The following is a 15,497-nucleotide window of genomic DNA, read 5'->3' as shown; positions in this document are numbered from 1 at the left end:
GCCGTTGGCGGAAGGAGGGCGTGAATCAGCCCGCCTGGTTCTTCAAGAAGGCATGCACGTTGTTCTGCTTGAAATTCAGTTCGGGGTGCAGCTCGATCATCTCGAACGACAGCGCCAGCAGCCGTTGCGACTGCAGTTCGGCGAAGTGCTCGGTGATTACGTTGAACAGTGTTTGTGCGACTGTCTGCCGGGTCGGCAGATCTCGTCCGTGACCGACCTTGAGGGTCATATGGACGAAGGCGTAATCGTGCTTGCCATCAGCCATGCGCCAGGTGTCCAGGCGCACTCCACGACTGCGGATGCCGCCCAGGGGGAACACGCCGCTGTCGCCGAGGGAGGCGTGGACTTTTTCGAACAGGCTGGGCAAGTCGGCTTGTTGTTCGATGTTGTCGGTGTATTCAGCAATGAAATGAGGCATGTGAGTCTCCCGTAACGTTGATGTTTCGCATCGCGTAGCAGCTGTCGAGCGGAGCGAGGCAGCGTCCGGCTGCGAAGCAGTCGTAACCCCATACACCTCTGTTTTTCAGGTAAATCGAGAGCACCGGTTTTACGAGGACTACGTCCTCGGACGCCGCCTCGCTCCGCTCGACAGCTGCTACGCCAGTTCCTGTCTGGTACCTCAGAGAGGGAAAATGGCGTTGATCTGGCCAGTGCCTGAACTGCCGAAGGGCTCGGTCAGTACTTCCACCGGTTTGTTGTACTCGGGCCCGCCAAGCAGTCCGAGGAGCATGGCGGTGTCGTGCATCTTGCCTTCGCCGAAGCAGTGCTCGGCGTAGTCCGGGAGCATTGCGCAGAACTCCTTGAAGCGACCTTGCTTCCACATCTCGACCACGTGCAGGTCCATCTGCTTGTCGAATTCACGGGTCCAGTTGTGAATGTTGGCTTCGGCTTCACGGTCGTCGGAGAAACGGTGGGACAGCGAGCCGGAGGCCAGCACCAGCACCTTGCGGTCGCTCCTATCGATGGCCCGGCGCACGGCAGCGCCGAAGGCGAAGCTGTCTTCCAGGCGATGCCAGGCGCACCAGGCGGCGATGGAGATCACGTCAAACTTCTGCTCGTCCGGGACGCCCATGTGCATGTAGCGCATAGGTACCAGAGTGCCGTATTCCAACTCCAGGCTCGGGATGTTGTGGGCCATGGTGCGCACCCCGGCCTGATTGGCCTCGGTGGCGATCAGCTCGCCCAACGCTGGGCAACCCGGGTACTCGTACTCCATGTTCTTGATGAAGTGCGGCAGTTCGTTGCTGGTGTAGATGCCCTTGAAATGCTCGCCGCAGTTGACGTGATAGCCGCTGTTGACCAACCAGTGCACGTCGAACACCACGGCGGTGTCGGCACCGAGCTCGCGGGCGCGACGGCCGATTTCCTTGTGTCCGGCAATTGCCGCCTCGCGACAACCGTGATGCTTGCCGGGCAGTTCCGACAGGTACATCGAGGGTACATGGCAGATTTTCGCGGCCAGGACGACTTCGCCCATGATGATTCTCCTGAAATTGTTGTTATTCGATTCAATCTGGTGGCCAGTGAAGGCTGCGATGAGCCGATGCGCGGCCCATCGCTGCCTTCAGCAGCGACCATCGGCTGTTCAGAGACCCCAACGCGGGATGTGATGACTGCCCATGGAAATGCAGATGTTCTTGATTTCGGCGAACACCTCAAAGCTGTACTGGCCGCCTTCGCGTCCGGTACCGGAACCTTTCACACCACCGAACGGCTGACGCAAGTCCCGCACGTTCTGACTGTTGATGAACACCATGCCGGCTTCGATGCCGTAGGCCAGGCGATGGGCCTTGCCGATGTCCTGGGTCCAGATGTAAGACGCCAGGCCATACTCGGTATCGTTGGCCAGTTGCAGGGCCTCGGCTTCGTCCTTGAACGGAATCAGGCACACCACCGGACCGAAGATCTCTTCCTGGGCGATACGCATCTTGTTGTTCACGTCGGCGAACACCGTCGGCTGAATGAACTGGCCTTTACTCAGGTGCGCCGGCAAGTTGGCCGGACGTTCCAGACCACCGGCGAGGAGGGTGGCGCCTTCCTCGATGCCGATCTTGATGTAGCCAGTGACCTTGTCGTAGTGGGCCTGAGTGATCATCGAGCCGACCTGAGTCTTCGGGTCCTGTGGATCGCCGACGATCAAGCGTTTGGCGCGGGCAGCAAACTCGGCGACGAACTGAGGGTAAACGCTTTCCTGAATGAAGATCCGGCTACCAGCGGTGCAGCGTTCGCCGTTCAGCGAGAAGATGGTGAACAGTGCGGCGTCGAGGGCGCGCTCCAGGTCCGCATCTTCAAAGATCAGCACCGGTGACTTGCCGCCGAGTTCCATGGAGTATTTTTTGAGGCCGGCGGTCTGCATGATTTTCTTGCCGGTGGCGGTACCTCCGGTGAAGGAAATCGCACGTACATCCGGGTGGCGAACCAGCGCGTCACCGGCGGTGGCGCCGTAACCCTGGATGACGTTGAGCACGCCATTGGGAATGCCGGCCTCAACAGCCAGACGACCGAGTTCGTTGGCTGTCAGCGGGGACAGCTCGGACATCTTCAGCACTGCAGTATTGCCCAGTGCCAGGCACGGCGCGGTTTTCCAGGTGGCTGTCATGAACGGCACGTTCCACGGTGACACCAGACCGCAAACACCCACCGGCTGATACAGGGTGTAGTTGAGCATCTGGTCGTCGACGGGGTAAGAGTGACCGTCCATGCGGGTGCAGACTTCGGCGAAGAAATCGAAGTTGTGCGAAGCGCGGGGGATCAACACATTTTTGGTCTGATGGATCGGAAGGCCCGTGTCCAGCGTTTCCAGTTCGGCCAGACGCGGGACATTCTGCTCGATCAGCTCACCGAGCTTGCGCATCAGTCGGGCACGTTCCTTGGCTGGCGTATTAGCCCACTTGGGGAAGGCTTGCTTGGCCGCGGCTACGGCCTGAGCGACTTCTTCGGCGCCGCCGCTGGCGACTTCGCCGATGGCTTCACCGGTGGCCGGGTTGTAGTTGACGAAAACGTCTTTGCTTTCGACCTCACGGCCGTTGATCCAGTGTTTGATCATGTTGCTCAAGCCTCTTTCCGGGCGGAGAAGAATTCCGCTTCGCTAACAATTCGATTAACCAGGCGACCCACGCCTTCCACTTCCACAATCACTTCATCGCCTGGAACCACATCGGCCAGACCTTCCGGCGTGCCCGTAGCGATCATGTCGCCGGGCTGCAAGGTCATGAAGCTGGACAGGTATTCGATCAGGTAAGGGATGTCGAAAATCATGTCGGAGGTCGAGCCTTCCTGACGTAACTCACCGTTGATCCAGGTGCGCAGTTTCAGGTTGCTCGGGTCCGGCACGTCGGCGACGTCGACGATCCACGGACCGACCGGCGTCGTGGCATCGCGGTTCTTCACCCGCAGGTTGGGCCGGTAGTAATTTTCCAGGTAGTCACGGATCGCGTAGTCGTTGCACACCGTGTAGCCGGCCAGGTACTGGAGGGCGTCTTCACGCTTGACGTTGCGCGCGGGCTTGCCGATGACGGCGACCAGTTCGCACTCGTAGTGCATATAGGCGACGTTGTCCGGGCGCCATGTAGCCTGGTTATGGCCGGTGTAGGTGCCCGGGGACTTGATGAACGCCAGGGGCTCGGTGGGCGGCTTGAAGGCCAGCTCGGCGGCGTGGTCGGCGTAGTTCAGGCCCAGGGCGAACATACTGCCGGTGGCCGGTGGCAGCCATTGCACTTGTTCTTCGGCCAGCAGGCGGCCGTCGGCCAGGCGCACGGCGTTGTGCTCTTCGACATGGACGAGGTGGACTTCACCTTCAAAGCGGATACGGGCGTGTTTCATGGAAGCTCCTGTTACTCGGCCACGATGTGGTTGACGAGGCGGCCCAGGCCGCTGATTTCGACTTCGACGGTGTCACCGGGCTGGACATCGACACGGCCTTCAGGGGTGCCTGTGATCAGCACATCGCCTTCGTGGAGGGTCATGAATTCGCTGATTTCGGCGATCAACTGGGGAATGCTGCGGACAAAGTTGGCCGTGGAGTTTTCCTGGCGTAGTTCACCGTTGACGAACAGTTTCAGACTCAACTGATGCGGATCGGCGAGCTGGTCAAGGCCCACCAATTCCGGGCCCAGCGAGCAGAAGCCGTCACGACACTTGGCTTTCACCGCCGGGCGGTAGTAGCTGTCTTCCGGCAGGCTGAACTCATTGACGATGGTGTAGCCGGCCACATGTTCCAGCGCATTCTCGATGCTGACCCGGCTGGCGCTTTTACCGATCACCACACCCAGTGCAGGCCCCGGTTGCAGGCGTTCACCTTGCGGATGAATCACCGCGCGGTCATGGCCATTGCGGGTGTTGGGCGTCTTGATGAACAGCACCGGTTTAACCGGCGGTTTCTGGTAAGGCGCTTGCCCGAATTCGGCGATACGTTGGTTCAGCAACCCTTGATAGTTCAGCGCAACGCCGAACAGGGTGCCGTTCGCAACATCATGCAGGGCACGGCTCATGCTTTTCTCCTGGCAATGGCGGAGCAGTGACTGCTTCGCGAAATATTCGTTAACCTGTTAACGTTATAATTAATATGTTAACAATCGTCAAGCGTGGCAAAATGCGCTGGCAGTGGTTAGCCGCCGCAAACCGGCGCAGGATGAAAGTCCTTGCACTGCCAACACGCAAACAAGAAAGAGAACCGAGCGATGATCGATCGTCAGCCGATCCCCAATATCAACATCGGTCAGGTCTACGACCAGCGTTACAGCGATGCCGAAGTGCACTACGACAAACTCGGCAATCTGGCTGAGTTCTTCGGCCGCAATATGCCCGTGCACCGACACGACCGGTTCTTCCAGGTGCATTACGTGAAGAGCGGTGCGGTGCGGGTCTATCTGGATGACCAGCAATACCTCGAGTCGGGACCGATGTTTTTCCTCACGCCACCGACGGTGGCCCATTCCTTCGTCACCGAAGCGGACGCCGACGGGCATGTGTTGACGGTGCGCCAGCAACTGGTCTGGCAGTTGATCGATGCCGATCCGAGTCTGGCGCCGGGCTCGCAGTTGCCAGCGGCTTGCGTGGCATTGGCGGGGCTGGCACCACAGTTCCAGCCCGAGGTCAGGAGACTGGAGTTTCTGTTCGAGGAACTGTGCAACGAGATCAACGGCGACAAGCCAGGGCGGGGGGCGGCCTTGGAGAGCCTGACGCGATTGATCGTGATCAGCCTGCTCAGGCTGTGCGCCAATTCCCTGGAAGCCCGCCCGGCACGCCATGAAGACTTGCGGATCTTCCACCGCTTCAACGAATTGATCGAAGACCATTACCTGCAGCACTGGCCGCTGTCGCGCTATGCCGATGGCATTGGTGTTACCGAGGCACGGCTCAACGATGTCTGCCGGCGCATTGCCGACCTGCCGTCCAAACGTTTGATCCTTGAACGGCTGATGCAGGAGGCCAAGCGTCTGTTGTTGTTCACTGGCAGTTCGGCCAATGAAATCTGCTACCAGCTGGGCTTCAAGGACCCGGCCTATTTCAGTCGGTTTTTCCAGCGTTATGCGCTGGTGACCCCTGGGGAGTACCGCCTGCGGCAGTCGGGTTTGCGCTGAGGTAGCCATGTTTGCTTCTCGATAGGCGCCGAGTGTTTGTCGAGCAATCATGGTCGCAGCCGGTGCCCTGAAAAATGGCTTTTACAGGGAACCGATTGCACTTTTCATGGGCGGCTCACCACAAGGCCAGGCTGTAGCCGATGATGATCCGGTTTTCGTCTATATCGCTGGTCAGGCCGTTGCTTGAGCGAAGAGTGGCGTTGCGTAGCCGCACATTGACGTTCTTCAGCGGACCACTCTGCACCGTGTAAACCAGGTCGGTGTCACGCTCCCATTCCCGACCGTTACGCACGGTGGAGGTTTGCACATGAGAGCCGTCGACATAGCGAGTCATGAAGGTCAGCCCAGGCAGGCCCAGGGCCGCGAAGTTGTAGTCGTAACGCGCCTGCCAGGCGTCGGTCTCGGCCTTGGTGAAGACGTTGATGGTCACCAGGTTTACTGAATATGGGTCCAGGCCCGGAAAGGCGAAGTCGCCGTCTCCGGAGAGATTCTGGTACCCCAGGCCGAATTTATGGGCACCCATCGACAGGCTTACCATGCCGTTGAAAAAACGGTTGTCGATCTTGCCGCCATCGACCCTGGATGGACTGCGCAATTCATGGTTGCCTTGTTCGCGAGTATCGAAATAGCGCAAATCGCTGCGCAGATTCACACCTTCTGCCAAGGGCAATTCATGCACCAGACCGATGAAGTGCTGGCTGTAGATGTCCTGCATCCGGGCGTAATAATAGGTCGCTGCCAGGTGTGGATTGATCGCGTAGGTGCCACCGGCCAGATCGAGATGGCTGCTTTGCACACCGGCGTAACTCATCTCGTCATTGCTGGAGGAGTCTCGTAGGTTCTGCTTTTCCAGGCGGCCCAGATTCAGGGTCAGGCCGTCGACTTCCTGGGAGGTGACCAGCTCACCGCTGTAGGTTGAGGGCAGCAGTCGGGTGTCGTTATAGGCGGCCACGGGCAGTTGCGGCTGTAGGGTGCCGAGTTTGAGCACGGTCTTCGATGTTCGCAGCTTGGCGGTCAGGCCCAATTCGCTGTAGCTGTCCTCTGGTTGCTGGCTGGCGCCAAAGGGCAGCAAGCCGGTGCCTCGACGATCGCGACTGGAGTCAAGTTTCACCCCGAGTTCGCCCAAGGCATCGACCCCGAAACCGACCATGCCGTCGGTGTAGCCCGACTCCAGGCGTAATACAAAACCCTGGGCCCACTCTTCGGCCTTGTTCTGTGGTGCGTTGCTCTGACGAAAGTCTCGGTTCATGTAGAAATTGCGCAGGTCCAAACTGGCTTTACTGTCCTGGACAAAATCAGCGTGAGCGCTAAACGGGCTAAACGCGGCGCACAGGGCAACGCTTGCCGCCGTGCGAAGGAGGCACGAATGCATGAGGGGGGTCCTTTTGTTGTTTTTGTAGGTATCACCCCCTATTCGGTAAGGGGTGTCATATAGTTAACATCTTATCTATTATTTTTGTAGCGTTTTTTTCAGTTTTTTCAGAAGAAATAGGGGTGGTGGCGATTATTTTTTATCTGAGATCATTGATTTGTTTATAAGTTAATGATGTGCTGCAGAGGGGATGTTGCATGCACTCTGTGCCGACTCTAAGCTTTGAGGCTTCGACCTCTTTTTCCGCGTGAACCATGCCGACCCCCAGACCGTCCCTTACGCTCACCTTGTTGCAGGCCCGCGAAGCAGCCATGGCATTTTTCCGGCCGTTGCTCAACGAACATGATCTGACTGAACAGCAATGGCGGGTGATCCGTATCTTGCGTCAGCACGGCGAACTGGAAAGCCATCAACTGGCTAATCTGGCATGCATCCTCAAACCGAGCATGACCGGCGTGCTGTCCCGGCTGGAGCGCGACGGTATCGTCCGGCGCAGGAAGTCGTCCGAAGATCAGCGCCGGGTATTCATCGCCCTGACCGAGCAGGGGCAGCAGTGTTTCGTCGACATGAGTGCGGGGATGGAAAGCAACTACTTGAAGATTCAGGAGCAGTTCGGCGCGGAGTCGCTTGAGCAGTTGCTGGAACTGCTCAATAAATTGAAGAACATCAAGCCCTGATTGACGCAATGTCCTGTATTTGACATCCCCTCCGAGCAAGTCAAAAAAGTCCATTGCCACCATCCGATCACCAGGAAATTGAGCGCACGCTAAGATTGCCTGCAAACGTTTCGACGCCATCGAGGCAACTTCACAGGGCTCCGTAGTGAACATCGACACCCGCATCAAATTCCGTCACCTCGTGTGCTTTCTCGAAATGGCTCGTCAGGGCAGTCTGGCGCGGGCGGCGGATGTGTTGGCGGTGAGTCAGCCAGCGATGTCGAAGACGCTCAAGGAGCTGGAGGAGCTGCTGGCGGCAAGTCTGTTTATACGCAGTAAAAGTGGTGTGAACCTGACCGAAGCCGGGGTTGCCTTTTTGCGTTATGCCGGGCCTTCGGTGCAGGCGTTGCGTGATGGGGTGAACACCTTGCGCGGTGGCGAATATGCGGCAGGCACGGTTCGACTCGGCGTGTTGTCGACAGTGGAAAGTTTGCTGGTGCCTGAGGTTGTACGGCGCTTGCACGAGCGCCATTCGGCGCTGGTGGTGAGTGTGGTGACCGGGCCAAGCGCCTATTTGTTGTCGCAGTTGCGGGTGGGTGACGTGGACCTGGTGGTCGGCCGTATGACAGATAGCCCGGAGATTCAGGGGCTGACCTTCGAGCATCTGTACAGTGAATCCATGACACTGGTGGTGCGTCCCGATCATCCCTTGCTGGCCGAGCCACTGGAGCGTAGCGCCCTGGAAGATTTCCCGCTGGTGCTGCCGCTGGCAGGAACGACGATTCGCAAATATGCCGATAGCCTGTTCGTGCAATGTGGCATCAGCCAGTCGCGGCAGCGTCTGGAAACCTTGTCCGTGACCCTGAGCCGTCGTTATGTGTTGTCCAGCGAGGCGATCTGGATCGCGCCTCTGGATGCCGTGCGCCTGGATCTGGCAAGCGGCGAACTGCTTGAGATCAACCTGGGGCAGCGCGAACCGGGTGGTTCGGTGGGGATTTCCAGTAACGCCAGCTTGCCGTTGTCACTGGCGGCCCAGTGGTGCGTCGAGGTGCTGCGCGAGGTAGGGCAGGCGTATCGCGAAGGGTCTTATCCATAACCATTTGGTTATGTGTTGAGGGTGGCTTTTCAATATTCCCCAGCCTTCTGTTGTTTGAAACTGCGCAGGTAGTGCTCCATAAATCAAACAACAGGAGATCGACATGTCTGATGCAGACAGCAGTCGTTTCGTTATTCGTGACCGTAATTGGCACCCCAAAGCCCTGACCCCTGATTACAAAACCTCTGTCGCCCGTTCTCCACGCCAAGCCTTGGTGAGCATCCCCCAGTCGGCCAGCGAAACCAGCGGCCCGGATTTCTCTCACCTGAAAATGGGCCGGTTCGATAACGACCTGCTACTCAACTTCAATAATGGTGGGCTGCCGGTGGGCGAGAGGATCATCGTTTCCGGCCGGGTCTGTGATCAATATGGCAAGCCCATCCCGCATACCCTGGTGGAGATGTGGCAGGCCAACGCCGGTGGTCGCTACCGGCACAAGAATGATCGCTACCTGGCACCACTGGACCCGAATTTCGGTGGTGTCGGCCGGGCTCTGACCGACCGTGACGGCTACTACAGCTTCCGCACCGTGAAACCCGGTCCGTATCCTTGGCGCAACGGTCCGAATGACTGGCGCCCGGCGCACATCCATTTCTCCATCAGCGGGCCATCGATCGCCACGCGCCTGATCACCCAGCTGTATTTCGAAGGCGATCCACTGATCCCGATGTGCCCGATCGTCAAGTCGATCGCCAATCCAGAGGCGGTACAGAGCCTGATCGCCCGGCTCGACATGGGTAATGCCAATCCGATGGATTGCCTGGCCTATCGTTTCGACATCGTGCTGCGCGGCCAGCGCAAGACCCACTTCGAAAACTGCTGAGGAGTCCGTCCATGCCTATCGAACTGCTACCCGAAACCCCTTCGCAAACGGCCGGCCCCTATGTGCATATCGGTCTGGCCCTAGAGGCTGCCGGCAACCCGACACGGCCGGAAGAAATCTGGAATCAGATGGCCAAGCCGGGTGCCGAGGGCGAACAGATTCTGCTGATCGGTCATGTCTATGACGGCAACGGTCACCTGGTGCGAGACTCGTTTCTGGAGTTTTGGCAGGCCAATCATGAAGGTGTCTACGACCCGGTCTTCGACTCGGAAAAAACCTTCAACAGCTTCGGCCGAACCGCCACCACCTTCGATGCGGGGGAGTGGACACTCAATACCATCAAGCCGGGCGTGGTGAACAATGCCGCCGGGGTGCCGATGGCGCCGCACATCAATGTGTCGCTGTTTGCCCGCGGGATCAATATTCACCTGCAAACCCGGCTGTACTTTGCCGATGAGCCACAAGCCAACGCGACGTGCCCGGTGCTTAATCTGATCGAGCAACCGCAGCGTCGCGAAACGCTGATAGCGCAGCGTTGCGAGGTGGATGGCAAGGCGGCTTATCGTTTCGACATACGTATTCAGGGGGAGGGTGAAACGGTGTTCTTCGATTTTTAAAACCCGCTTCGCGCCGAGCCAGCGAGTTCAACGGGCCAAGCGTGCAGACAACAAAAAGCCGCTGCCACCCTCACAGGGCGGCAGCGGCTTTTTGTTGTTACGGGTTACTTGCTATCAGGCAGCGCGTAAGCGATCACATAATCGCCGCGATCGGGTGACTGACGCGCACCACCCGCGGTGATGACAATGTACTGCTTGCCTGTTTTCGGCGACACATACGTCATCGGGCCACCCTGGCTGCCCACGGGTAGCCGGGCTTTCCAGGCCTCTTGTCCGTTGGCGGAGTTGAAGGCGCGCAGGTAGTAGTCCTGTGTACCGGCGATGAACACCAGGCCGCCCTGGGTAGAGAGCGTACCACCCAGCGTCGGCATGCCGATCGGCAACGGCAGATGCATCTTGATACCCAACGGGCCAGTGTCCTGGACGGTGCCGACCGGCACTTGCCACGCGACTTTCTGGGTTTTCATGTCGATCGCGGTCAGTGTGCCAAAAGGCGGTGCCTGGCAAGGGATGCCGGCAACCGACAGGAAGCGGTTCTTGTTCACTGCATACGGGGTGCCTTTGAGCGGTACTGCGCCCATGCCGGTGTTCAGTGCTTCACCACCGGAAGAGGTCTTGGCATCTTTCTGCGCCGCAATCATCTGGATCCACAGGCCCAGACGCATGTCGTTGACGAAGATAAAACCGTGTACCGGGTCAGTCGAGATACCACCCCAGTTCATCCCTCCCAGCGAGCCCGGGAAGCTCAGCGAGATATCGGTGCCTGGTGCGGTGTACAGCCCGTCGTAACGCATTTTCTTGAACGAGATACGGCAGAGCAGTTGATCGAACGGCGTTGCCCCCCACATGTCCGACTCGGTCAGCGTTTGCGCGCCGATCGCTGGCATGCCCACCGATTTCGGCTGAGTCAGCGAGTAAGGTTCGTTCGGGATGTTCGAGGTTTTGACCGGAACCTCTTCCACCTTGGTCAGCGGTTTGCCGGTGGCGCGGTCAAGCACGAAGATCTGGCCGGCTTTGGTGCCGATCACTACGGCGGGCACCTTGCTGCCGTCGGCTTTGGTGAAGTCGATCAGGCTTGGCTGCATGGGCAGGTCGAAGTCCCACAGGTCGTTGTGGACGGTTTGGTAGACCCACTTTTCTTCGCCGGTTGTTGCGTTCAGTGCAAGAACGGAAGCGCCGTACTTGTGGTTCAGTGCCGTACGTTCCACACCGTAGATATCGGTGGACGAACTGCCCATCGGCAAGAACACGGTGTTCATCGCCGGGTCGTAGGACATCGGTGCCCAACTGTTGGGCGTGCTGCGCACGTAGGTGCTGCCGGCCGCCGGAGCCTGCTTGTCTTCGGGGTTGCCCGGGTCGAATGCCCAGCGCATCTCGCCGGTGACGACGTCGAAACCACGGATCACGCCACCTGGCATGTCGGTCTGGACGTTGTCGGCGACACGGCCGCCGACAACCACGGTGGTCCCGGCCATCAGCGGTGCCGATGACAGCTGGTAATAGGAATCAGGGACGTCGCCAAGACCTGCTTTCAGATCAACCTGGCCGTTGTTACCGAAGCCCTGGCAGAACTCCCCTGTATCGGCGTCCACTGCAATCAGGCGCGCATCGATGGTGTTGGTCAGCAGACGGCGCTGGCAGTTGGCGCCGGCCGGTACTGATACGGGCTTGGCAGGTGTGCTGCCGTCAGCAGGCTGGGCGAGCGCGGCGGTAGCGTCGAAGTAGGCGATACCGCGGCAACGTTGCCAAACACGGGTCTTGGCGTTGATCTCGTTCTTCCACAGCTGTTTACCGGTATCGGCATCCAGTGCGATGAGGTTGTTGTGCGGGGTGCAGATGAACACCTTGTCGCCAACCTGCAACGGTGTCATCTGATCTTCGGCGCCATTGCCGTCGCTGATCGCGATGTCCCCGGTATTGTAGGTCCATGCCGGCACCAGCTTCGAGACGTTGCTACGGTTGATCTGGTCCAGAGCAGCGAAGCGGCCGCCACCTTCGTCGTTACCGTAGTGTTCCCAGTTTTTCTGGGCCTTGGCAGGGTCGACCGTGGTCAGGCCAGGGCCGTCACCGGTCGGCGAAACAGGGGCATGGGGTACGAACATACCGGCACCACCTGCAACGATGGCGACTGCCAGCACACCGCTCAGAGCGTAGCCACTGCGACCGCTGGCCAGGCTATTGGCCTTGCGCAGATGGGGGTAGACCAATGCCACCAACAGGCTCAGCACGCCCAGGGCGAACAAGCGAGAGATCAGTGGCCAGAAATTCAGTCCGACATCGGCCAGCGCCCAAATCACGGTCAGCACCATCACCGCCGCGAACAGCCAGGCACCTTGCAGACGCTGCTTGAAGAGCAGTACGGCAGAGACGATCAAACCGAAACCGGCGAGCAGGAAGTACCAGCTGCCGCCCAGCGTGGCGAGGTAGCCACCACCTGCTGCGAAGAATAATCCAAATACCAGCACACCGAAGGCGACGACCCAGATGGGCCAGCGGCTGACGGATGCCGAAGGTCGAGACTTAGTCATGTTGCATGATCCTACTGACGCATGAACGTTTGTGGGGAGGGTTAAGAGCAGTGAAGGCAAGTCTGAAAATAGTTGTTAACTATTTGGTTAATTGCGCAAAGATATCAAAAAAAGCGAGCCCTGCGACAAATTGTCATTTGCCGGAAAGGAGAAACACTGTTGCGAGGATGGTAACAATCGAGAGAAATGCCCCTGAACACACGGGGCGAGCTGGCGAAGATTGCCTTCAGCCAGGTGTGATTGCCTACCGCAAAGAGCGATAGGCAATGGGGTCGACGTACGCCGATTGCAGGTCCCGCTCCGGGATTTCCCAGATGATTTGCTTTGGCGGCGTTTCTTTGGAAGCCGGGTTGTTGAGGTAGCTGTTTGCAGCGCCAGAGAACGCTCCACCGTCTTTGGCGAAGTTACCCACGGGGGCGCCCAGTGCCTGCTGCAGAAACCCTGCGAAGTTGGAGTTGCGTGAGAATGAAGTGCCGATGAGCGCGGTGTTGGGGAGGTCGGCATCGCCAAAAAGGTCTGCCTCAGTGTCAGGGTTGGCGGCTGACGCAACGGGAAGTTCGTGGGTGCTGGTTTGGGCGACCATGTCGGGTGCGGGTTGCCATTTGAGCGGCAGCCAGTCGATGCCCGCCAGATGGACCAGATCGCCAGGTCGAACCGCGAGCGGGGCATGACGTTCATTGAACGACCTGCTTGGCGTGGCGCTGATGCCCAGGGTCTTCAGGCGCTGTGTGATGGCATCGGCCGCCGTTTTCGCGCCGGATTCGCTCCAGTGCGTATCGGTGCGCAACCAGGCACTGGCCCCCAGTGGCGTCAGCGCCGCGGTGAGGTCCAGATTCGACACGCCGCCCGCATCCAGCTTTGAGGTCCAGGCCTGGATTCGTCCTTCGAGAGCGGCTGGGCGGTGCAGTGTGCAACGCTGCTCGGAAGCGATGCGGCTCTTGTCTGGAACGATGACCACCAGCAGGCTGATAGCACGCTGGGAGAGCTGCTGCTTTAGATCAATCACGGCCTGGGCTTTGGCATCGGCATTGCGCTGCGCTTGATGATTAACCTTGAGCTCATCGGCCAAAAACAACCAGCCAGGACAACCTGAGCGAACCCTCGGCCCGGTGTCACTGAGGAGCAGCCAACTGACTCCGCGCTCCAGTTCGGCGAAGGTCGTGGGGAGGTGAGCGTTCGACAGTTCCTTGGCGAGTCGATGAGTGATATCGCCGTCAAGAATCTGCGAGGTCTGCACTTCACCGGGTAATAGTGAGATCTGCCCTGAAACGATCAGACGGCCAGAGGACAGCAGTCCGACGAACAGGAATATCAGCAGCGCCACGCCTGCCAACCGACTGCTGCGGATCGCCAAATCATCTGGCTGAGTAGGGAGCGGGGGAGGCTTTAGGGTTGTCATCAGAATTGGAAGTACAGGAAGGGTACGGTTTCGCGACTGGCGATCAGTGCGAACGACAGCATGAAACCGGTGATGGGCCAAAGGGCGGTGGTGCGGAGCAATAGGCCGCCCATTCGTTTCTCACAGTAAGGGTGCAACAACGGTGCAACGACACCGAACACCCCCAGCAAACCCGCAAGGCCGTGTACCGGGCGTAGGGTCGCGGACAGTTCGTCACCGAGGGCAATGCCTTGCAGGCCGAACTGTCCGGCATACAGGCTCAGCGCGCTGTGAAAGTCGGGGGCGCGGAACAGTGTCCAGGCCAGGCAGACGAACAGCAGGGTCAGCCCATGGGAAAACACTGGCTGTAACGGGGGCAGGGTAGAGCTGTTCCAGACACGATTCACACACAACGCAATACCATGGGCGCTGCCCCACAGCAGATAATTCCAGCTATCGCCACCGTGCCAGAGGCCGGCGATGGCCATGATCAGGAACAGGTTGCGATAGGTTTTCCAGGTGCCGTTGCGATTACCACCCAGCGAAATATACAGATAGTCACGCAGCCAGCTGGACAGCGACAAATGCCAGCGGCGCCAGAAGTCCTGGATGCTGTTGGCCAGATAGGGACGGTTGAAGTTCTCGGGAAAGTGGAAGCCCAGCATCAATCCAAGACCAATGGCCATGGCGCTGTAGCCGGCGAAGTCGAAGAACAGTTGCAAGGAGTAGGCAAGGCAGCCGATCCAGGCGTCAGAGAAACTTGGGTTCTGCACATTGAACGCCACATCGACCACCGGCGACAGGGTGTCGGCCACCAGGACCTTCATGCTCATCCCGACCATGAACCGGCGTGCGCCCAGCGAGAAATTCTGCCAGTTGAAGTGACGCTGATTCAGCTCACGCCGAACCCAGTCATAGCGAATGATGGGACCGGCGACCGAATGGCCGAACATCGAAATATAGGTGGCGTAATTAATGAAGCTGCGTTCGGCCGGCACGGTGCGGCGGTGTACATCCACCAGATAGGAAATCGCCTGCAAGACGATAAACGATAGCCCGGCCGGCATGATGACTCGCTGCCAGTCCAGCGGCATGGCGCCAGACCAGGCAAGGGCATCGATCAACGTACCGGCGACGATGTTGGCGTACTTGTACCAGCACAGCACCGCTGTGTTGAGCACGATCAGTGTCACGAGTAGCCGCACGCGACCCTTGTCTTTTTCCCGCAAGGCGTCAATCAGCAAGCCGCCGGCCCACGCCGTGATCGTTAGCACCACATGCACTGCGAGGAACCGAGGGCTCAACCAGCCATAGAACAGCCAGCTGCCGATCAGTAACGTGACATTGCGCCAGGCGGCTGGGCACACTGCATAGCTGCACAAGAACAGCGGCAGGAACAACGTCAGAAACTCGAGAGAGGCAAAAACCATGGTGGTGGCGCGATC

At 59.0% G+C, this 15,497-nt stretch carries 14 protein-coding genes; 5 read left to right on the top strand and 9 right to left on the bottom strand.

What is annotated here, in order from left to right; translation table 11 throughout:
- Nucleotides 1-25: 25 nt before the first annotated feature.
- From ACEN8R_RS11595 to ACEN8R_RS11575, 5 genes are all read right to left on the bottom strand, one after another.
- Complete coding sequence (locus ACEN8R_RS11595) at nt 26-418, bottom strand: tautomerase family protein (protein ID WP_018927920.1); 393 nt, start codon at nt 416-418, stop codon at nt 26-28.
- Nucleotides 419-619: 201 nt separating this feature from the next.
- Nucleotides 620-1,477 (bottom strand): 3,4-dihydroxyphenylacetate 2,3-dioxygenase, encoded by an 858-nt coding sequence (gene hpaD / locus ACEN8R_RS11590; RefSeq protein WP_018927921.1) that lies wholly within the window; start codon nt 1,475-1,477, stop codon nt 620-622.
- 108 nt (nt 1,478-1,585) lie between these two features.
- Nucleotides 1,586-3,046, bottom strand: a complete 1,461-nt coding sequence (hpaE, locus tag ACEN8R_RS11585) for a 5-carboxymethyl-2-hydroxymuconate semialdehyde dehydrogenase (RefSeq protein ID WP_018927922.1) — start codon at nt 3,044-3,046, stop codon at nt 1,586-1,588.
- 5 nt (nt 3,047-3,051) lie between these two features.
- A complete protein-coding gene (locus ACEN8R_RS11580; protein ID WP_018927923.1) occupies nt 3,052-3,822 on the bottom strand; it encodes a fumarylacetoacetate hydrolase family protein in 771 nt (256 codons plus the stop codon).
- Nucleotides 3,823-3,833: 11 nt separating this feature from the next.
- Nucleotides 3,834-4,490, bottom strand: coding sequence for a fumarylacetoacetate hydrolase family protein (locus ACEN8R_RS11575; protein WP_018927924.1), 657 nt, complete (start codon nt 4,488-4,490; stop codon nt 3,834-3,836).
- Nucleotides 4,491-4,679: 189 nt separating this feature from the next.
- Between ACEN8R_RS11575 and hpaA the strand changes: the two genes are divergently transcribed.
- The gene (gene hpaA, locus ACEN8R_RS11570) at nt 4,680-5,582 is read left to right on the top strand and encodes a 4-hydroxyphenylacetate catabolism regulatory protein HpaA (protein ID WP_018927925.1); all 903 of its coding nucleotides are present in this window, start codon (nt 4,680-4,682) and stop codon (nt 5,580-5,582) included.
- A gap of 115 nt (nt 5,583-5,697) precedes the next feature.
- Here the strand turns inward: hpaA and ACEN8R_RS11565 are convergent, their stop codons facing one another.
- The gene (locus ACEN8R_RS11565) at nt 5,698-6,954 is read right to left on the bottom strand and encodes an OprD family porin (RefSeq protein ID WP_018927926.1); all 1,257 of its coding nucleotides are present in this window, start codon (nt 6,952-6,954) and stop codon (nt 5,698-5,700) included.
- A gap of 254 nt (nt 6,955-7,208) precedes the next feature.
- Here ACEN8R_RS11565 and hpaR point away from each other — a divergent pair, with 254 nt between their 5' ends.
- From hpaR to pcaG, 4 genes are all read left to right on the top strand, one after another.
- Nucleotides 7,209-7,631, top strand: a complete 423-nt coding sequence (gene hpaR / locus ACEN8R_RS11560) for a homoprotocatechuate degradation operon regulator HpaR (protein WP_026286558.1) — start codon at nt 7,209-7,211, stop codon at nt 7,629-7,631.
- A 145-nt stretch (nt 7,632-7,776) separates the two neighbouring features.
- Complete coding sequence (gene pcaQ, locus ACEN8R_RS11555) at nt 7,777-8,706, top strand: pca operon transcription factor PcaQ (RefSeq protein WP_018927929.1); 930 nt, start codon at nt 7,777-7,779, stop codon at nt 8,704-8,706.
- Between the two features lie 103 nt (nt 8,707-8,809).
- Nucleotides 8,810-9,529: a protocatechuate 3,4-dioxygenase subunit beta gene (pcaH, locus tag ACEN8R_RS11550; protein WP_018927930.1), complete on the top strand. Its 720-nt coding sequence runs from the start codon at nt 8,810-8,812 to the stop codon at nt 9,527-9,529.
- An 11-nt stretch (nt 9,530-9,540) separates the two neighbouring features.
- Nucleotides 9,541-10,146, top strand: coding sequence for a protocatechuate 3,4-dioxygenase subunit alpha (pcaG, locus tag ACEN8R_RS11545; protein WP_018927931.1), 606 nt, complete (start codon nt 9,541-9,543; stop codon nt 10,144-10,146).
- Between the two features lie 104 nt (nt 10,147-10,250).
- On the opposite strand, the gene ACEN8R_RS11540 is transcribed toward pcaG, so the two are convergent.
- The 3 genes from ACEN8R_RS11540 to ACEN8R_RS11530 all read right to left on the bottom strand — a co-directional run bounded on the left by ACEN8R_RS11540 (nt 10,251) and on the right by ACEN8R_RS11530 (nt 15,482).
- A complete protein-coding gene (locus tag ACEN8R_RS11540; protein WP_018927932.1) occupies nt 10,251-12,674 on the bottom strand; it encodes a glucose/quinate/shikimate family membrane-bound PQQ-dependent dehydrogenase in 2,424 nt (807 codons plus the stop codon).
- A 244-nt stretch (nt 12,675-12,918) separates the two neighbouring features.
- Nucleotides 12,919-14,073 carry an alginate O-acetyltransferase AlgX-related protein gene (locus tag ACEN8R_RS11535; RefSeq protein WP_495624897.1) on the bottom strand — a complete coding sequence of 385 codons (1,155 nt, stop codon included), beginning with the start codon at nt 14,071-14,073 and terminating at the stop codon, nt 12,919-12,921.
- Nucleotides 14,073-15,482 (bottom strand): MBOAT family O-acyltransferase, encoded by a 1,410-nt coding sequence (locus ACEN8R_RS11530; RefSeq protein WP_018927934.1) that lies wholly within the window; start codon nt 15,480-15,482, stop codon nt 14,073-14,075. The genes ACEN8R_RS11535 and ACEN8R_RS11530 overlap by 1 nt, the downstream gene beginning before the upstream one ends.
- Nucleotides 15,483-15,497: the final 15 nt, after the last annotated feature.

This window comes from Pseudomonas sp. Pseusp15 (assembly GCF_059492165.1).
Note: the sequence above shows the minus strand (reverse complement) of the source record. Positions and strands in the feature narration are given on the sequence as shown.

What these genes read in the sequence shown, in the direction of transcription:
- ACEN8R_RS11595 (WP_018927920.1), bottom strand. Translation starts at nt 418, where the DNA reads ATGCCTCATTTCATTGCTGAATACACCGACAACATCGAACAACAAGCC.
- hpaD (WP_018927921.1), bottom strand. Translation starts at nt 1,477, where the DNA reads ATGGGCGAAGTCGTCCTGGCCGCGAAAATCTGCCATGTACCCTCGATG.
- hpaE (WP_018927922.1), bottom strand. Translation starts at nt 3,046, where the DNA reads ATGATCAAACACTGGATCAACGGCCGTGAGGTCGAAAGCAAAGACGTT.
- ACEN8R_RS11580 (WP_018927923.1), bottom strand. Translation starts at nt 3,822, where the DNA reads ATGAAACACGCCCGTATCCGCTTTGAAGGTGAAGTCCACCTCGTCCAT.
- ACEN8R_RS11575 (WP_018927924.1), bottom strand. Translation starts at nt 4,490, where the DNA reads ATGAGCCGTGCCCTGCATGATGTTGCGAACGGCACCCTGTTCGGCGTT.
- hpaA (WP_018927925.1), top strand. Translation starts at nt 4,680, where the DNA reads ATGATCGATCGTCAGCCGATCCCCAATATCAACATCGGTCAGGTCTAC.
- ACEN8R_RS11565 (WP_018927926.1), bottom strand. Translation starts at nt 6,954, where the DNA reads ATGCATTCGTGCCTCCTTCGCACGGCGGCAAGCGTTGCCCTGTGCGCC.
- hpaR (WP_026286558.1), top strand. Translation starts at nt 7,209, where the DNA reads ATGCCGACCCCCAGACCGTCCCTTACGCTCACCTTGTTGCAGGCCCGC.
- pcaH (WP_018927930.1), top strand. Translation starts at nt 8,810, where the DNA reads ATGTCTGATGCAGACAGCAGTCGTTTCGTTATTCGTGACCGTAATTGG.
- pcaG (WP_018927931.1), top strand. Translation starts at nt 9,541, where the DNA reads ATGCCTATCGAACTGCTACCCGAAACCCCTTCGCAAACGGCCGGCCCC.
- ACEN8R_RS11540 (WP_018927932.1), bottom strand. Translation starts at nt 12,674, where the DNA reads ATGACTAAGTCTCGACCTTCGGCATCCGTCAGCCGCTGGCCCATCTGG.
- ACEN8R_RS11535 (WP_495624897.1), bottom strand. Translation starts at nt 14,073, where the DNA reads ATGACAACCCTAAAGCCTCCCCCGCTCCCTACTCAGCCAGATGATTTG.
- ACEN8R_RS11530 (WP_018927934.1), bottom strand. Translation starts at nt 15,482, where the DNA reads ATGGTTTTTGCCTCTCTCGAGTTTCTGACGTTGTTCCTGCCGCTGTTC.